A 15,841-nucleotide genomic window follows, 5' to 3' on the forward strand; every position below is an offset into this window, starting at 1 on the left:
TCAGTTCTTCGTACTATTGTTTACCCTGCTCTAGGGGCGGCAAAAGTAGGCGATTTGGACGGAACCAGTGCCCCTTTCGCCATCAGCATTCTCTAACTCTCTCAGCTTAAAAGCAACTACAGTTTGGTCGAGAAAATCATCACGCTCGAAAACGTCTCTCTTGTCGACTTCCTCGGACCCGACAATCAGAACATCCGCCAGCTGGCCGCGGCCTTTCCCGGCAGCAAGATCATTTCGCGAGGCAACGAAATTAAGATTCAGGGGCAGACGCCCGTAATTGCCAGGATCAATGAAATCCTGTCGTCCCTAATCGAGCATTATCACCAATTCGGGCAAATCACCGATAGAACCGTCGCCCAGTACCTGGCCTCCGCCGATGACGAGCTGGAGGAGCGGCAGATTGCGATGACGTCGCCGGCCGATGTCATCGTGTTTGGGGCCAAAGGCGGCGTTATCAAGGCCAAAACGCCGAATCAGCAGCGCCTCGTGGACGCCGTCATGAAGAATGACCTCGTTTTTGCCCTCGGGCCAGCCGGTACCGGTAAAACCTATATTTCGGTGGCCCTGGCCGTGCGGGCGCTGAAAAACAAGGAGGTTAAGAAGATCATCATTTCCCGTCCCGTGGTGGAAGCCGGCGAAAGCCTGGGCTTTTTGCCCGGCGACATGAAGGAAAAGGTAGACCCCTATCTGCGCCCGATTTACGATGCTCTGGAAGACATGATTCCGGCCGAAAAGCTGAAATTCTATCAGGAAAACAAGATCATCGAAATTGCTCCGCTGGCTTACATGCGCGGCCGCACGCTCAACAACGCCTTCGTGCTGCTGGATGAGGCTCAGAACACGACGCCTTCTCAGCTGAAGATGTTTTTGACCCGCATGGGCCCGATGGCGAAAGTTATGGTCAACGGTGACCGGAGCCAGATTGACCTGCCTACCAAGCAGAAATCGGGCTTGATGCAGGCCCTGGACATTCTGAAGGATGTGCGCGGCATCGGCTTTGTGGAAATGAATGCCGACGACGTGGTGCGTCACCGTCTGGTAAAGGAAATCGTGGTAGCCTACGACCGGCACGACGTGCAGGAGCAGCGCGACCAGGCCAACCGCCCCGTGCGCGAGGCCCGGCCTTACCGCTCCTCCAACCCTAACCAGGCGCCCGACCCAGCCCGTCACCCCGATGCCCGGCCCGAGAATGACGGGATGAGCAACTTGCCCGTTAATCACGAGCAGCAGCTGTAAACGGGCCTCGGCCGTTGAGCTTACCCTGAAAAAGAACCACTGGCCCCGCTGGTGGTTCTTTTGTTTTGAAGCCGCCGGCTTTACTTTGTACTTCCATCTTCCTGAGCCTGCTGCAGGCCTTACTACCTCTATGATTACCGCTGAGCCCGTTTCTGACCTGCGCGACCTGGACGCCGCCTTTACCATCCGCGAAACCGTATTCGTGCACGAGCAGGGCGTGCCCGCCGACGCCGAGTACGACATCCACGACCGAACCGACGCCCGTCACTACCTAGCCCGTGCCGTCGACGGTACGCCTTGTGGGGCGGCCCGCTGGCGCACCACCGAGAACGGGGTGAAGCTGGAGCGGTTTGCCGTGCTGGAGCCATTCCGCAATCAAGCCGTGGGCAGCGTACTACTGAAGCGCGTGCTGGACGATGTGCGGGCGGCTCACCCCGAGGCTACGGTGTACTTGAATGCCCAATTGCGGGCCATACCGTTTTACGAGCGGCACGGCTTTACCAAAGTCGGGGACCAGTTCACCGAGTGCGACATTGAGCACTTCAAGATGATCTGGAATCAATAGGTGTAGCTTAGAAGAAAATCGGCGCACAGAAGCTGAGCAACTGCGGATTAGTTTGCCTATACTTGGTGCTTTAGAGCATTATTGTTAGGTATTTAGGCTATTTCGTTATGATTCAGTGGGCTCCGTATGCCTTCGTGCGCCTATTTCTGGCCCTGGCCGCTGGGGTGTTGGCTTACCTGTATTTCGGAGCCGAACTGCCGGAGTTGCGCGGGCTCCTGGTAAGTATTGTCCTGCTCTTTATTGGCCTGCAAACCTGGGCCAGCCGTCAGCCCAGTTCGGGGCCCACCGACGCGGCGGGGTTGCTGGCTATGTGCGCGTTGTTTGTAGCTGGCCTTACGCTCACCCAGCAAGCCACCGAAAAGCGTCAGCCAGAGCACCTGAGCCAGCTGAAAGGTTCTGTTGAGTTTTACCGCGCTGTCGTCGACGACTACACTGTGGTCCGACCCGCTACCTACGCCACCACCGTGCGAGTGTCGGCCGTGCGCATAGCCGGGCAGTGGCGGGCGGCACTGGGCGGCATTCGGGTTTCGGTGCCGCGCGACTCGGGCGTAACCGTGCCCCGCTACGGCGACGTCTGGCTCGTGCGCGGTGGCCCGGCCCCTGCCAAAGCCCCGCTCAACCCTGGTGAGTTCGACTACCGCCGCTACCTGGGTTACCACCAGGTGTACCACCAGCAATTCATTCACGCCGACCAGTACCAGTTGATTGCCTTTCAGCCGCCCTCGTATCTGAAGGCTGTCAGCATGCGGGCCGCGCGGGTGCTCGATGGAGTTTTTCGGCAATACGTGCGTGAAAAGCGGGAATATGCTCTGGCTTCGGCGCTGGTGCTGGGCATCAAGGACGACGTGGACCAGGATACCAAGCAGGCCTATGCCAGCACCGGCACGACCCACATTATGGCCGTATCGGGTTTGCAGGTAGGCTTGTTGTTCGGGGCCGTAACCTGGCTGCTGGGGCTGCTGCCCGGTCAGCGCGGGCCGCTGTTCCGGCTAATTACGGCAGGGCTGGGACTGGGCGTTATCTGGAGCTACGCTTTCCTGACGGGCTTGTCGGCTTCGGTGCTGCGGGCGGCCGTCATGTTCAGCTTCGTAATTCTGGCCCGGGCTTCGGGGCGGCAGAGCAATATGTACAATACGCTGGCTGTGGCTGCCTTCTGCCTGCTTTGCTACGACCCTTACCTGCTGGCCGACGTGGGTTTTCAGCTCTCCTTTCTGGCTGTGCTCAGCATCGTGTACTTGCAGTCCCGTATTGCTGCCTGGCTTGATTTCAAGGATAAAGCGGCGGCCCGCATCCGGCCCTGGCAGCCCCGGGCTGTGCAACAGTTCTGGCGGGTTGGTGGCTGGTTAGCCGACTGGATCTGGCAGGCCATGGCGCTGTCGTTGGCCGCGCAGGTAGCCACGTTTCCGCTGGGGTTGTTTTATTTCCACCAGTTTCCGCTCAGCTTTCTGGCCTCCAACCTGGTAGCCGTGCCCATTTCGTCCCTGGCGGTTTATGTTGGGTTGGCGCTGCTGGTGGTGAAAGGGGTGGTGGCCGTGAGCGGAATGTTGCTGCCCGCGACAGTGGTTTCGGCCCTCGACTGGCTGCCCCGGGGCATTGCTTGGTTGTTTGAGACAATGATTTGGCTGTTCAACGAGTACATTTTCTGGATTGGCCGCACCATGCCCGGCGCCCTGATTCAAAACGTGCACGTGACGCCGCTACAGGCCTGGCTGATTTTTGCCATGATTCTGGCGGGGCTCGTCTTCCTGGCCGTTAAGCGGCTGCCCTGGCTGGGAGTAGCCTGCGCCCTGATGGCCGGGTTTGCCGGCACCCGCGTATGGGCCGCCTGTGCGCTGACCTCTGACGAAGAGCTGATTATCTATAGTATTCCGCGCCGCTCGGTGTGCGGCTTCTGGCAGGGCGCTACCGCCCACATCATCACTATCGATTCGCTGCCGCTGTCGGAAACCGAGCGGACCTACCGCATTGTGCCGGGCATTATTCAGCGCGAAGCTCGCCGCGTGACTTATCATACCGGCTGGAATCAGGCCCCAATGCCCACAGCCCAGCCTGCGCCCCAGGTAACGGTAGCGGTGTGGCGCGGCCTGTCGCTAGCCTTCGTGAGTGGCCGGCTCGATGGGGCCCAACAGCCCACTCCGGTACAGGTAGTTGTGCTGCGCCGCAATGCCTGGGTGACTCCCGGCGAGTTAGCCCAAGTGTTTGGCTCGGGTGCCCGGGTTGTTTTCGATTCTTCCTGCAAATCCTGGTACGTTGCTCGTCAGGATTCGCTGCTGCAAGCGGCTGGCTTTCAAACGCATGACGTGACTAGTAAAGGGGCGTTCATCATCCGGCCGCGGCCTCTTGTCGGCTCAGTTGGAGTGCTGGCCGAAACCGAATAGGGCCCAACCTCGCTATATACTTTATTTAGAGCACCATTTTTGTTACGTTTGGTTCAGTCCCGACCTCACGCTGTTTTGGTTGTGCGCCGTTTTTTTCGGTAGCGTACAGCTCTGCTTTTCACCGCCTTGCAACGAACCTGTCATGGATAATTTGCCTACTCAAGAGCTAGAAGCGCTGCGCTACATTCGTTACGAAACCCGCGACGCCATTGGCTATATCACCCTCAACCGTCCCGAAAAGCGCAATGCCCTCAGCTACGACGTTGTGTCGGAGCTTAAGGAAGCGTTTGAATTTGCCGAGGAAGATGAATCGTGCAAAGTAATTGTGCTGCGGGCCGAGGGAGCCGCCTTCTGCGCCGGTGCCGATCTGGGCTACATTCAGGAGCTGCAGGGCTTTGGCTACACCGATAACCTGGCCGACTCTACCCACCTGATGCAGCTGTTTCACCAGATTTACACCCTCAAAAAGGTGGTAATCGGGGAGGTGCAGGGCCACGCCCTGGCCGGTGGCTGCGGCCTGGCTACCATCTGCGACTTTGCCTTTGCCGTGCCCGAGGCCAAGTTTGGCTACACAGAGGTGAAAATCGGTTTTCTGCCCGCCATCGTCAGCGTGTTTCTGGTGCGCAAGATAGGAGAGGCCCGTACCAAGCAGCTGCTGCTCACCGGCGACGTTATTTCGGCCCAGGCGGCGGCCGACTTTGGCCTAGTCAACTTCCTGGTGCCCAAGGAAGAGCTGGCCGATAAAGTGTATGCGTTTGCCCGCCGTCTGTGCGTCGAAAACTCCGGGCAGAGCATGGAGCTGACCAAGGAAATGCTGGCCCGCATCCCGGAAATGGCATTGGAAGATAGTCTGCGCTACGCGGCCCAGATGAATGCCGAAGCCCGCGGTTCCCTTGACTGCCGCCGCGGTATTGCGGCCTTTTTGAGCAAGGAGAAAATAAGCTGGGACAACTAACTCTTGCTCTTGGGTGGCGCGGCCTGGCAGGGGCAAAAGATTGTTTGCATTTACAACGATGTTCTGGCCCCTGGTCAGAACATTTTTGCCTTACCGCTGCTTTGTGCTTTTATACAAGCCCTGATTCTTCCACTGCTTAATTCTTTTCCATGACAACGTGGGCAGCCGTGGCCGTCACGACGGCTACTTTTCTGGGAATGGAGTTCGTCGCCTGGTTTATGCACAAATACGTGCTGCACGGCGCATTGTGGTTTTTGCACCGCTCCCACCATGTGCGGCACCCGCACCATTTTGAGCGCAACGACTTTTTCTTCCTGTTTTACGGGGCCCTGTCTATGGGCGGTATTATGTACGGCTCCGACGAGAAAAGCTGGCCATTCTGGGTCGGAATCGGTATTGCCGCCTATGGCACGGTGTACTTCTTCGTGCACGACGTGCTGATTCACGGCCGGCTCCGGTTCTGGCGTAAGTCGAGCAACAAATACCTGCGGGCGCTGAACATGGCGCATAAAATGCACCATAAAACCACCGGCCGCGATGGTTCAGAAGAGTTTGGCATGCTCTGGGTTTCGCCGAAGTATCTCGAACTGGCACGGCGTAAGCCCGCTCCAGCACGGTCGGGCAGAAACGTATCTACTTCATCAAATTCGTAGGGCTGGTCATTGTGGGACAATTTTCAATAAGTGACCTGGAAAACATTTCCGGCATCAAGGCGCACACCATCCGGATGTGGGAACAGCGTTACGGCATTCTGCAGCCGGTGCGCACCCAAACCAACATCCGTACCTACTGCGACGATGACCTGCGTCGCCTGCTAAATGTGGCCACGCTCTGTGGGCAGGGCCACCGGATTTCTAAAGTCGCCCAACTCAGTGAGCAGGAACTGGCTTCGGCCGTTATTGCCTGCTGCGAAAACCCGCACGACTACAGCCGTCAGGTAAATGCCCTGCTGGCCGCCACGCTGGAGATGAACGAGCCCCAGATTTGCAAGCTGTTGGTCGGTGCTACCCAGCAGCTTGGGTTTGAAGCAGCAGTGCTACGCGTGATGTACCCGTTTTTGCAGCGCATCGGCGTTTTGTGGCAAACCGGAAGTATCAATCCGGCTCAAGAGCACTTGGTGACTAATATTATTCGCCAGAAAATTGTGGCCGCCACCGACCAGCTGCCTCCGGTGCGCCCCAGTGAGACTCGGCGTTGGGTGCTGTTTCTGCCTGAGGGTGAATTACACGAGCTGGCTCTTTTATTTATGCACTACGCTTTGCGGGCTCGCACTCAGCACGTGCTGTACCTGGGCCAGAACCTGCCCGAATCGGAACTAACGGCCGTGTGCCAGACGTACCAGCCCCATACCATTTGCACCGTGCTGACGGCCGTGCCCGAGCGGGGCCAGGTACAGGGCTACATCAATCACCTAGCCGAACTATGCGTGGACTCTTCTCTGGTCCTGTATGGGCCACTGATGAGCTCCCAGAATCTGGACTTGCCCGCCAACGCCATTAACCCTCGACTGATGACCGACTTTCTGGCCCTCATAGATGAGCTTAAGACAAGAGCCGAAAAATAAAATTTTGGCTTTATAGCTGAACCGTAGCGCAACCTCAACAGGGTTGCGCACTTGTTTTCAGCCAGTTCAGCTTGGCTCTTTCACCGGGTGAATATTCCGGTTCATCTTCCGAAAAGGAAGGCAAGCCGAATTTATTCCCGAAACGTCGGCTGCGCAGTGGCTGGGTCGTACCTTGGTCGCCGAATTAATGTACCAACATTGAATTTACTCCCAGTTGAGAAAAATTCTTAACTAGGCTAGTCGACATTCAAATGTTCCCGTATATTTGTTTAACCTTTTGCCACGAAAAGCTAAACAGTATGACCTCTTTGGAATTCACCGATCAAGTACAGAAGATTTCCTACTCCCTGAAGCCCGTGGCCATGAACCTGACCCGCGACGCTGACGATGCCAAGGACCTAGTCCAGGAAACCCTGCTCAAAGCCATGCTGAACAAGGACAAGTTTAAGGCCGGCACCAACCTGAAGGCGTGGTTGTACACTATAATGCGTAACACCTTCATCAATAATTACAATAAGATTACCAAGCGCAATAGCAATATTGACAGCACCGAGTATTTCCAATATTTCAATACCGACGAAAACTATATCACCCACAACGGAGCCACTTCCGACTTTGTGGTAACGGACATCAACGAGGCCATTGCCAACCTCTCGGCCGACTACCGGACCCCGTTCATGATGTACTACATTGGCTACAAGTACCTGGAAATTGCGGAGAAGCTCCAAATTCCAATTGGGACGGTTAAAAACCGGATTCACATTGCCCGCAAGGAACTGAAAGACGCTCTGAAAGTTTACGCCCCCGGCGTGTAGGGAATAGGGAGAATACAACTCGCGTCCGGGCGTAATACGGGCCGCTAGGCACGGAGCAGTAGCTCTAGGTCAGCGGCCCGTAGTTTTTTATCAGGCCGTTGGCCTCCAGCCGGTAAAGCGGGCTGGTTGCTGGTTGAAGTTTGTGATATGCTTGCTAGTGTGTTGTTTTATAATAAGTTATTGTAGGATCGGGTTGGTTTATAAGTTGTTTCCCCGCCAACACGGCCCGTCTGAAAAACCTGGTACAGGAGGCTTACCAAAACAAAGTTGGGAGCGGGTTTGTAGCTTGCCACCACCTTCTATCTGCTCAGATTGACTACCGCTACTGCTCCCCCACACGTCCTGGTTATCGGGGCCGGCTTTGCTGGCCTGTCGGCGGCTACCTCCCTAGCCCAGCGCGGGTACCGCGTTACGGTGCTCGAAAAGAACGAGGGACCCGGCGGCCGGGCCCGGGTTTTTCAAGCCCAGGGCTTCACCTTCGACATGGGCCCGAGCTGGTATTGGATGCCCGACGTATTTGAGAAGTACTTCGCCCGCTTTGGCCGCAAAGTGTCCGATTATTACGAGCTGGAGCGCCTCGACCCGTCGTACCAAGTAGTATTCGGGCCGAATGATGCGGTAGACATTCCGGCGAAAATGGCCGAGCTACGTCAGCTGTTTGAGCACTATGAGCCCGGCAGCGCTGCTCGCCTGGATGAGTTTCTGAAGCAGGCCGCATACAAGTACGAAGTGGGCATCAACCGGCTGGTGTATGCCCCGAGCCGCTCGGTCTTTGAATTTGCCGACCCTAAGCTGCTCGTGGATATGGTGCGCATGGATGTGCTGCAGAGCATGCACAAGCACGTACGCCGCTTTTTCCGGAATCCGAAGCTGCTGCAGCTGGTCGAGTTTCCGATTCTGTTTCTGGGTGCTACTTCCGAAAATACCCCGGCCCTATACTCGCTCATGAATTACGCCGATCTGGCGTTGGGCACTTGGTACCCCAAGGGCGGCATGCACCAGATTGTGCGTGGCATGGTGCAACTGGCTCAAGAGCAGGGCGTGGTGCTCGAATACAACCAGGAAGTGCAGGAAATACAAGTGGAAAACGGCCGGGCCACCGGCGTGCAGACCGCCACTGGCTTCCTGGCCGCCGACATTGTGGTGGCGGGCGCCGACTACCACCACGCCGAGCAGCACTTGCTCCGGCCCGAATTCCGGCACTACGACGAAGCCTACTGGGACAAGCGCACCATGGCCCCGTCGTCGTTACTCTTCTATATCGGGCTGAACAAGCGCCTGCCCAAGCTGCGCCACCACAACCTGTTTTTCGACGAGGACTTTCAGCTCCATGCCCACGAAATCTACGAGCAGCCGCAGTGGCCCAGCAAGCCTTTGTTCTACGTTTCGGCCCCTTCGCAGACCGACCCCACGGTAGCCCCGGACGGCTGCGAAAACCTGTTCCTGCTCATTCCGGTGGCTCCCAACCTGCCCGACCCCGAACAAACCCGGGAGCATTATTACCATTTGATTATGGACCGGCTGGAGCGGCACGTAGGCGAGAATATCCGCGACGCGGTGGTGTATAAGCGTAGCTACGCCCACCAGGACTTTATAAGCGACTACCACAGCTACAAGGGCAATGCCTACGGTTTGGCCAACACCCTGCGCCAGACCGCCATTCTGAAGCCCACTCTCAAAAGCAAAAAGATTAGTAATCTGTATTTTACGGGGCAGTTGACCGTGCCCGGTCCCGGTGTGCCGCCCTCCCTTATTTCAGGGCAGGTAGTGGCCGGTGAAGTGGAGAAGGAGCAGGGGCTGGTCCGCCGATGAGCCGCCAGAGCGGCTGAGCCTGCGGGAAATACTGCCAGCGGTATTTCAAACCATCAGACAATGAGTTGGTTATCGAACCAGCTAAACTGCTTGGCCACTTGCCCACGTAATTGATAACCGGCCCTTCGAGTTAGTGCCTTTTCCTTTCAGACCCCAAATCCGCCCCCTGTGGACCACGTTGCCCTCTTCGACCAAACCAGTCTGGCCTGTAGCAAACTCATTACCAAGCGCTACAGTACGTCGTTTACGCTGGGAATTCGCACGCTCGACCCGCGGTTTCACCTACCGGTATACGCCGTGTATGGCTTTGTGCGCTGGGCCGATGAAATCGTGGATACGTTTCATGATTACGACAAAGCGGCCCTGTTTGCGGACTTCAAGCGGCAGACCGATGAGGCGCTGGCCATGGGCTTTAGCCTGAGCCCAGTGCTGCATGCCTTTCAACTGGTGGTGCGGCAGTACGGCATCGACCGGGAGTTTATTGATGCTTTTTTGAAGAGCATGGAAATGGACCTGGAAGACCGCAGCTACCACCAGTCGATGTACGAAGAGTACATCTATGGCTCGGCCGAAGTGGTGGGCCTGATGTGTCTGCGCATCTTTTGCGAGGGCGACCGGGCCTTGTTTGACAAGCTGCGCGAGCCGGCCCGGCGGCTGGGAGCGGCGTTTCAGAAGATCAACTTTCTGCGCGACATTCGCTCCGACTACGAAGATCGGGGCCGCGTCTACTTTCCCGGCGTGGTGTATGAGCGGTTTGATGATAAGGTGAAGCGCGAAATCGAGGCCGACATTCGGGCCGATTTTGATGCTGGTTACGCGGGTATCGTGCAGCTGCCCCGCTCGGCCCGTCTGGGTGTGTATCTGGCCTACGTGTATTACCTGAAGCTTTTTCATAAAATCCGCCAGCTACCAGCGGCACGAATCTTGGGGGAGCGGGTGCGCGTGCCCGATAACACGAAACTTTTACTGTTAATGGGTTCGTACTTTCGTTACCGCCTTCGGGCTATCTGACCACGAACCCCATTTCGCGTGAAACGTCTGCTGCTCTCTCTTTTCCCGCTTTTTATACTTCTTTCCGCTGTGTCCGAAACCTCGCCTTACCACCTGCCCACCCTGCGCCGCCACTATGAGCAAGCCGCTGCCGATAAAACGGCCGGCGAAAAGTTCTACAAGCTCATGGCCGACTACAACGACAAAGATGCCGTGGTGCTGGGCTACAAAGGCGCTGCCGAAGCCATCCGGGCCCGCGACGCGTCGATGTTCAACAAGCTGAGCTACGTGCAAGCGGCCAGCCGCACCTTCGACCAGGCTGTGGCCCTGGCGCCCCAGAACGCGGAGGTACGCTTCCTACGCTTCAGTGTGGAAAGCAACCTGCCTGGTTTTCTTAACCTAAGTCAGCACGTGGACGAAGACCGTCAACTGCTGGTGCAAACCCTGCTCAAACACCCCAAATCTGGCCTAGACGCGGAAGCTTTCCAGACCGTGCGCAACTTCCTGGTCAACCGGGGCCACGTGAGTGACGAGGAAGCGCAGCAACTGGCCCGCGTCGGTCAGTAAGCCTAGCAAAGTCGTCTGTAATGCAAAAGGGCCACTCCAAACAGGGTGGTCTTTTTATTTGTCACTGGTATTTTTGTTTAACTTTTTTGGGTAAAAAGTAAAACAAAAATGCTTTTTTCGGGTATATCAATCAGAAAACTAAATTACTCTGCGTTAGGTTGATGGAAAAAGCAACCGGGCAGTACGAGGCGTGATGTAGGGTGCTGGTCTGTAAGGGCTGCATCCGAAACCGTCGAACCGTTAGAACCGCATCGAACCTGCTTTTCGTATCTTCTGCCTCCGTGAAGCCCAGCCGTAACATTCCGTCCGCTTCCTTGGTTACCGAGCTATGCCGCACCACCTGAGCGTCCGTATTGACCCCAATTCCGGTTTCTGTTTCGGCGTAATCTATGCCATTCAGATGGCGGAGGATATTCTCGATGAGCAAGGCTACCTGTATTGCCTGGGCGACATTGTACACAACGACGAGGAAGTAGAGCGCCTCGAGCAGCGCGGCCTGCGCATCATCGACTACGACGTCTTTGCCGGCTTGCGCGACGAGAAAGTGCTGATCCGGGCCCACGGCGAGCCGCCGAGCACGTACCAAACGGCCCTGGAGAATGATCTGACGCTCATTGACGCCTCCTGCCCGGTGGTGCTCAAGCTGCAGAACCGCATCAAGACCAGCTACGACAAGCAGGAGAAAATCTTTATCTACGGCAAGCATGGCCACGCCGAAGTGCGGGGCCTGCTGGGCCAGACCAGCGGCAACGCCGTGGTGTTTGAAAGCCTGGATGAGTTGCTGAGCCACGAGCTGCCGTCCAACATCACGCTTTACAGCCAGACCACGAAAAGCACCGACAGCTTTTACCGTATTAAAGGGGAGCTAGAGCACCGCGGCTACGCCGTGAATCCCAACGACACGATTTGCCGCCAGGTAAGCAACCGCGACAAAGACCTGCGTAAATTTGCGGCTCAGTACGACCAGGTGGTGTTCGTTTCGGGTACCAAGAGCAGCAATGGCAAAGTCCTCTACCAGGTCTGCAAGGATACGAACCCAAACACGCACTTTATTTCCAAGGTTGATGAACTCTGTCCGGCCTGGTTTCAGCCCGGTCAGTCGGTGGGTATCTGCGGAGCTACGAGCACGCCGATGTGGCTGATGGAAGACGTGCGCGACGCGCTGCTGGCCATGTAAAGCCAAGTTGGGCGAACCAGCCGTAGCTTCCTGCCGTTTGCCCATCGTTACGTACCCGCCTTTCACGGGCTATTTCATCTTTATCCCCCAATATGCCCCAAACAGCGTCCCAGCCCCTGCCGCACTCCACGCGGGTACAGCCTGCCCCGCTGGGCTATACGGGCGTTGGTATTGCGTTAGGCATCATTGGAGGCTGGGTAGCGCTGCTTACGTTTCTGTTGGCCTTTTACCGCCCCGACTGGCGCACGCCCTGGCCCTATCTGCTGGTGCTGGTACAGATGCATTTGTACACGGGCCTCTTTATCACTGCCCACGATGCCATGCACGGCGTCGTAAGCGCCAACCAGCGGCTGAACACGGCCATTGGGGCAGTTTGCGCCTTTTTGTTTGCCTTCAACTGGTATCCGCGGCTGTTTCCCCGGCATCACCAGCATCACCGCCACGTGGGCACCGCTGCCGATCCTGACTTTCACAACGGCCGGCACCCGGGTTTTTTACCGTGGCTGCTGCGCTTTGCGCTGAACTACGTGACTTGGTGGCAGATAGCCTTGATGGGCCTGACCTACAACCTGCTGAAGCTGGCTTTCCCGATGCCCAACGTTATTGCGTTCTGGATGGTACCGGCGGTGCTGGCCACGGTGCAGCTCTTCTTTTTCGGAACCTACCTGCCGCACCGCGGTGAGCATGCTCCCGAGAACGTGCATAAGTCGCGCACCCAACTGCGGCATCACCTCTGGGCCTTCGTGAGCTGTTATTTCTTCGGGTATCATTATGAGCACCACGACCAGCCCTATCTGCCGTGGTGGCGGCTGTGGCGCACGAAGGAAGGCTGAGGGCATTTTAATTAACGGCTCAACAGGCTAAGATTAGCAGACAAAGAAATCAGGCAGAAGGTAAATTCTACCCCGGAATCTGGCTATATTCAGGCAGCCTAACCTACCGTTGGGGCACCTTAGCCATGCTGCGTTTGCCACACCCACGCGCGAAAGTCCGCAAAGCCTTCCGGCTTTTAGCTGTGGCCGCCTTGGTTCTAATGTCCGTCGGACCAGCCTGGGCCACTTGTCCACAGCCGGAAGCGTTGGCTGATGGGGGAAAGTCTGTAGCGGTCTTAACCACTACGCCACCCCGGATACGGCTGCACTATGGTATGGCTCTGTTGCGGGCTGCTACGAGCGTAGGCAAACAGGCTGTTAGCCACCGCCTGATTGGCTCGGCTCATCAGGAGTTGGGCTCGTTTAACCAAGCTGCCTACCATTTCCGGCGGGCGTTGCATCTCGATCAGCAGGCTCATGATCAGGCTGGCGCGGCGGCGGATGGCCTTTGTTTGGGCAATACTCTATGTAGTCAGGGCGACACCAGCCAAGCCCGCTTGGTGTATCAGGTAGCCTTGCGGGCGTTTACACGCCTGGGCTCGTCGCGGGGCGTGGCGCAGGTCGAGAGCCGGTTGGGCAGTTTGTTCGCCCAGCAGCGAAAGTGGGAGAAGGCTTTAGCCTCCCAATCGCGCGCCCTGCAAGGCTGGCTCCAACACCGGGATTCGGCTAGCGCAGCTGCAGCCTTACACGCTATTGGTAGCGTGTATTGCCAGCAGGGCGCCTACAGCCGGGCCTTATTCTACCTGCGCGGAGCCCGGCAAATGGCAGCCGCTACCGACAGTCTGCGGCACAGTGAAAGCCTGATGGGGATAGGGAAAGTATACTTAGCCGTGGGCAATTACGAAGCCGCGCTGGGAAGCTTCCGGCAGGCAGCCCGGCTGGCACCAACTGTTGCGGCGGCGGAAGCACCAGCCCAGCTCTACCACCTTATGGCCGCCGCCTATGACTCGATGGGGCAGTTTGAAGCTGCTGAGCAGGCGTTGCACAAGGCACTGGTGATGGCTCGCCACAGTAGCTCCCAGGCCTTGCTGGGCCAAGAATACCGGGCGCTGGCCGAGCTCTACCGCCGGACCGGGCGTTACCAGAAGTCGTTGGCGGCTCTCACGCGCGTTGCCAGCTTGCAAGACAGTGTATTTGCTCAGGAGCGCTCCGCCCAGGTTGCCGAGCTGCAAACGCGTTACGAAACCGAGAAAAAGGAGCGTGAAATTCAGTTGCTGATCAAGGACCGGCAGATTCAGGATGCCACACTGCGCCGGCAGACGCTGTTGCGCAACGCCCTGGCTGCCGGCGCCCTGCTGTTGCTCATTATCGTGGGCGTGCTTTACCGGGGACGGCAACAGCAGAGCCGCATAAATAAGCTGCTGGAGCGTAAGAACGCAGCCATCAGCTGGCAAAAAGAAGAGCTAGGCCGCCTCAACCGGACCAAGGATACCTTGTTTTCTATTATATCCCACGACCTGCGCAGCCCACTCAGCTCCTTGTATTCCTTGCTGACGCTGCTGAATATGGGTTCGTTGCCGCCCGAGCGGCTGGCTCTGCACTCGGCCCGGCTGACGCAGGGGCTCAACAGCACGTTGCAACTGCTGGATAACCTGCTGAATTGGTCGGCGGCCCAGATAAAGGACGACAAGATCCGGCCCGAGCGGCTGCGCCTCGACGTGCTGGCGGAAGAAACGCTGGCCTTGCTGCTAAGCGACGCTGAGCGTAAAAATATTCTGCTGCAAAACCACCTACCCATACCCACGCTGGTACGCGCTGACGTGAACATGGTCCGGCTGATTTTGCGCAACCTGCTCGGCAACGCCATCAAGTTTACGCCCGAAGGCGGCTCCGTAACACTCACCGCGGCGCTGCAGGGTGCCTCCTGGAGCGTAGCCGTGCACGATACCGGTATTGGCATTCCGGCCGCCGACTTTAGCCAGGTGTTGGGCAGCAACGCCCCTTTTACAACGCTGGGTACGGCCCAGGAAAAAGGCACTGGTCTGGGCCTGCAGTTATGCAAGGACTTTGTGGAGCGCAACGGCGGACAGCTCACCTTTACCAGTCGGGTAGGGCAGGGAACCACTTTTGCGTTTACGCTGCCCGTTGCGGCACCCGCGGCGCCGGAGCCGACGCCCGCATTGGCTACTGCGGCTGCTGCCGCCGGATAAGGGAGCGGTTGACAATCCGCTCAGTTACCCGCTCCCGATAGGTCTGCCCCAGGGGCAAGGCGTGGCCCCCCACGCGTACCTCCAGGTTGCTGACGGCCTCAATGCGGGCCGTATTGACCAAGTAGGACCGGTGGGTGCGTACAAACAGGCCTGGAGGTAGCTGTTCCTCAATGTTTTTGAGGTTGACCAGTGTGAGGTGGGTACGCCCGTCGGCCGTGTTGATTTTGGTGAAGTCCTTCAGCGCTTCAATGTAGAGTACTTCCCGGTAGTGCAGGCGTACAAACTGCGCGTCGGTGCGAATGAAGAACGAGCCCCAGCCCGAGAGAATATCCTGGTTACCGTCGTTTTCCACTAAGCTGGTGCGTAGTATTCCGGCAATCTTGTTTACGGCTTTCAAAAACCGGTCAAGGGAAATCGGCTTGAGTAAAAAGTCAATTACGTCCAGGTTGAAGCCCTCCATGGCGTATTGCGGGTAGGAAGTCATCAGCACTACCAGGGGCGGGTGTTGCAGGGAACGAACCAGATCCAGGCCGCTGAGGTGGGGCATGGTCACGTCCGAAAACAGCACCTGTACGTCGTGGTGCATGAGGTAACGGTGCGCATCTAGCGGGTCGGTAAAAGCCGCTTTCACGTCGAGCACATCGGTCATGGCTACGTAGGCTTGCAGCAAATCCAGCACTAGCGGATCATCGTCGAGCAGCAGACAGCTAATCTTCATATAGCACGGGTTTCAGACAGGGAGTTGGGTGAATATAGAAAG

The 15,841-nt window shown here is 57.4% G+C and carries 14 protein-coding genes; 13 read left to right on the forward strand and 1 reads right to left on the reverse strand.

From position 1 onward, the window contains the following. Window positions 1-123: 123 nt before the first annotated feature. The 13 genes from MUN80_RS12140 to MUN80_RS12200 all read left to right on the forward strand — a co-directional run bounded on the left by MUN80_RS12140 (window position 124) and on the right by MUN80_RS12200 (window position 15,081). The gene (locus MUN80_RS12140) at window positions 124-1,236 is read left to right on the forward strand and encodes a PhoH family protein (RefSeq protein WP_244724342.1); all 1,113 of its coding nucleotides are present in this window, start codon (window positions 124-126) and stop codon (window positions 1,234-1,236) included. Window positions 1,237-1,366: 130 nt separating this feature from the next. Continuing rightward, on the forward strand, window positions 1,367-1,801 hold the full coding sequence (locus MUN80_RS12145; protein WP_244724344.1) for a GNAT family N-acetyltransferase: 435 nt from the start codon (window positions 1,367-1,369) through the stop codon (window positions 1,799-1,801). Between the two features lie 107 nt (window positions 1,802-1,908). Beyond that, entirely contained in the window at window positions 1,909-4,179 is a 2,271-nt protein-coding gene (locus MUN80_RS12150; protein WP_244724346.1) for a ComEC/Rec2 family competence protein, read from the forward strand. Between the two features lie 142 nt (window positions 4,180-4,321). After that, the gene (locus tag MUN80_RS12155) at window positions 4,322-5,134 is read left to right on the forward strand and encodes an enoyl-CoA hydratase/isomerase family protein (protein ID WP_244724357.1); all 813 of its coding nucleotides are present in this window, start codon (window positions 4,322-4,324) and stop codon (window positions 5,132-5,134) included. A gap of 149 nt (window positions 5,135-5,283) precedes the next feature. Beyond that, complete coding sequence (locus MUN80_RS12160; RefSeq protein WP_244724359.1) at window positions 5,284-5,787, forward strand: sterol desaturase family protein; 504 nt, start codon at window positions 5,284-5,286, stop codon at window positions 5,785-5,787. An 11-nt stretch (window positions 5,788-5,798) separates the two neighbouring features. Then, window positions 5,799-6,698, forward strand: a complete 900-nt coding sequence (locus MUN80_RS12165; RefSeq protein WP_244724362.1) for a MerR family transcriptional regulator — start codon at window positions 5,799-5,801, stop codon at window positions 6,696-6,698. A 299-nt stretch (window positions 6,699-6,997) separates the two neighbouring features. Next, window positions 6,998-7,513 carry a sigma-70 family RNA polymerase sigma factor gene (locus MUN80_RS12170; RefSeq protein ID WP_135394044.1) on the forward strand — a complete coding sequence of 172 codons (516 nt, stop codon included), beginning with the start codon at window positions 6,998-7,000 and terminating at the stop codon, window positions 7,511-7,513. A 312-nt stretch (window positions 7,514-7,825) separates the two neighbouring features. Next, the gene (gene crtID, locus MUN80_RS12175; protein ID WP_244724365.1) at window positions 7,826-9,325 is read left to right on the forward strand and encodes a bifunctional phytoene desaturase/3,4-desaturase; all 1,500 of its coding nucleotides are present in this window, start codon (window positions 7,826-7,828) and stop codon (window positions 9,323-9,325) included. A 168-nt stretch (window positions 9,326-9,493) separates the two neighbouring features. Continuing rightward, window positions 9,494-10,336, forward strand: a complete 843-nt coding sequence (locus MUN80_RS12180; RefSeq protein WP_244724368.1) for a phytoene/squalene synthase family protein — start codon at window positions 9,494-9,496, stop codon at window positions 10,334-10,336. Window positions 10,337-10,405: 69 nt separating this feature from the next. Next, the gene (locus MUN80_RS12185) at window positions 10,406-10,882 is read left to right on the forward strand and encodes a hypothetical protein (RefSeq protein ID WP_244724370.1); all 477 of its coding nucleotides are present in this window, start codon (window positions 10,406-10,408) and stop codon (window positions 10,880-10,882) included. Window positions 10,883-11,210: 328 nt separating this feature from the next. Continuing rightward, the gene (locus tag MUN80_RS12190) at window positions 11,211-12,059 is read left to right on the forward strand and encodes a 4-hydroxy-3-methylbut-2-enyl diphosphate reductase (protein ID WP_244724385.1); all 849 of its coding nucleotides are present in this window, start codon (window positions 11,211-11,213) and stop codon (window positions 12,057-12,059) included. A gap of 92 nt (window positions 12,060-12,151) precedes the next feature. Further along, window positions 12,152-12,892, forward strand: a complete 741-nt coding sequence (locus tag MUN80_RS12195; protein WP_244724387.1) for a fatty acid desaturase — start codon at window positions 12,152-12,154, stop codon at window positions 12,890-12,892. Window positions 12,893-13,206: 314 nt separating this feature from the next. Then, window positions 13,207-15,081: a sensor histidine kinase gene (locus MUN80_RS12200; RefSeq protein WP_244724390.1), complete on the forward strand. Its 1,875-nt coding sequence runs from the start codon at window positions 13,207-13,209 to the stop codon at window positions 15,079-15,081. On the opposite strand, the gene MUN80_RS12205 is transcribed toward MUN80_RS12200, so the two are convergent. Next, the gene (locus MUN80_RS12205; RefSeq protein ID WP_244724393.1) at window positions 15,056-15,799 is read right to left on the reverse strand and encodes a LytR/AlgR family response regulator transcription factor; all 744 of its coding nucleotides are present in this window, start codon (window positions 15,797-15,799) and stop codon (window positions 15,056-15,058) included. The genes MUN80_RS12200 and MUN80_RS12205 overlap by 26 nt on opposite strands. Between the last annotated feature and the right edge of the window lie 42 nt (window positions 15,800-15,841).

It is taken from the genome of Hymenobacter cellulosivorans (assembly GCF_022919135.1).
Lineage (GTDB): Bacteria > Bacteroidota > Bacteroidia > Cytophagales > Hymenobacteraceae > Hymenobacter > Hymenobacter cellulosivorans.

Coding starts and splice junctions, on each gene's coding strand:
- MUN80_RS12145 (WP_244724344.1), top strand. CDS start 1,367: ATGATTACCGCTGAGCCCGTTTCTGACCTGCGCGACCTGGACGCCGCC.
- MUN80_RS12150 (WP_244724346.1), top strand. CDS start 1,909: ATGATTCAGTGGGCTCCGTATGCCTTCGTGCGCCTATTTCTGGCCCTG.
- MUN80_RS12155 (WP_244724357.1), top strand. CDS start 4,322: ATGGATAATTTGCCTACTCAAGAGCTAGAAGCGCTGCGCTACATTCGT.
- MUN80_RS12160 (WP_244724359.1), top strand. CDS start 5,284: ATGACAACGTGGGCAGCCGTGGCCGTCACGACGGCTACTTTTCTGGGA.
- MUN80_RS12170 (WP_135394044.1), top strand. CDS start 6,998: ATGACCTCTTTGGAATTCACCGATCAAGTACAGAAGATTTCCTACTCC.
- MUN80_RS12190 (WP_244724385.1), top strand. CDS start 11,211: ATGCCGCACCACCTGAGCGTCCGTATTGACCCCAATTCCGGTTTCTGT.
- MUN80_RS12195 (WP_244724387.1), top strand. CDS start 12,152: ATGCCCCAAACAGCGTCCCAGCCCCTGCCGCACTCCACGCGGGTACAG.
- MUN80_RS12200 (WP_244724390.1), top strand. CDS start 13,207: ATGGCTCTGTTGCGGGCTGCTACGAGCGTAGGCAAACAGGCTGTTAGC.
- MUN80_RS12205 (WP_244724393.1), bottom strand. CDS start 15,799: ATGAAGATTAGCTGTCTGCTGCTCGACGATGATCCGCTAGTGCTGGAT.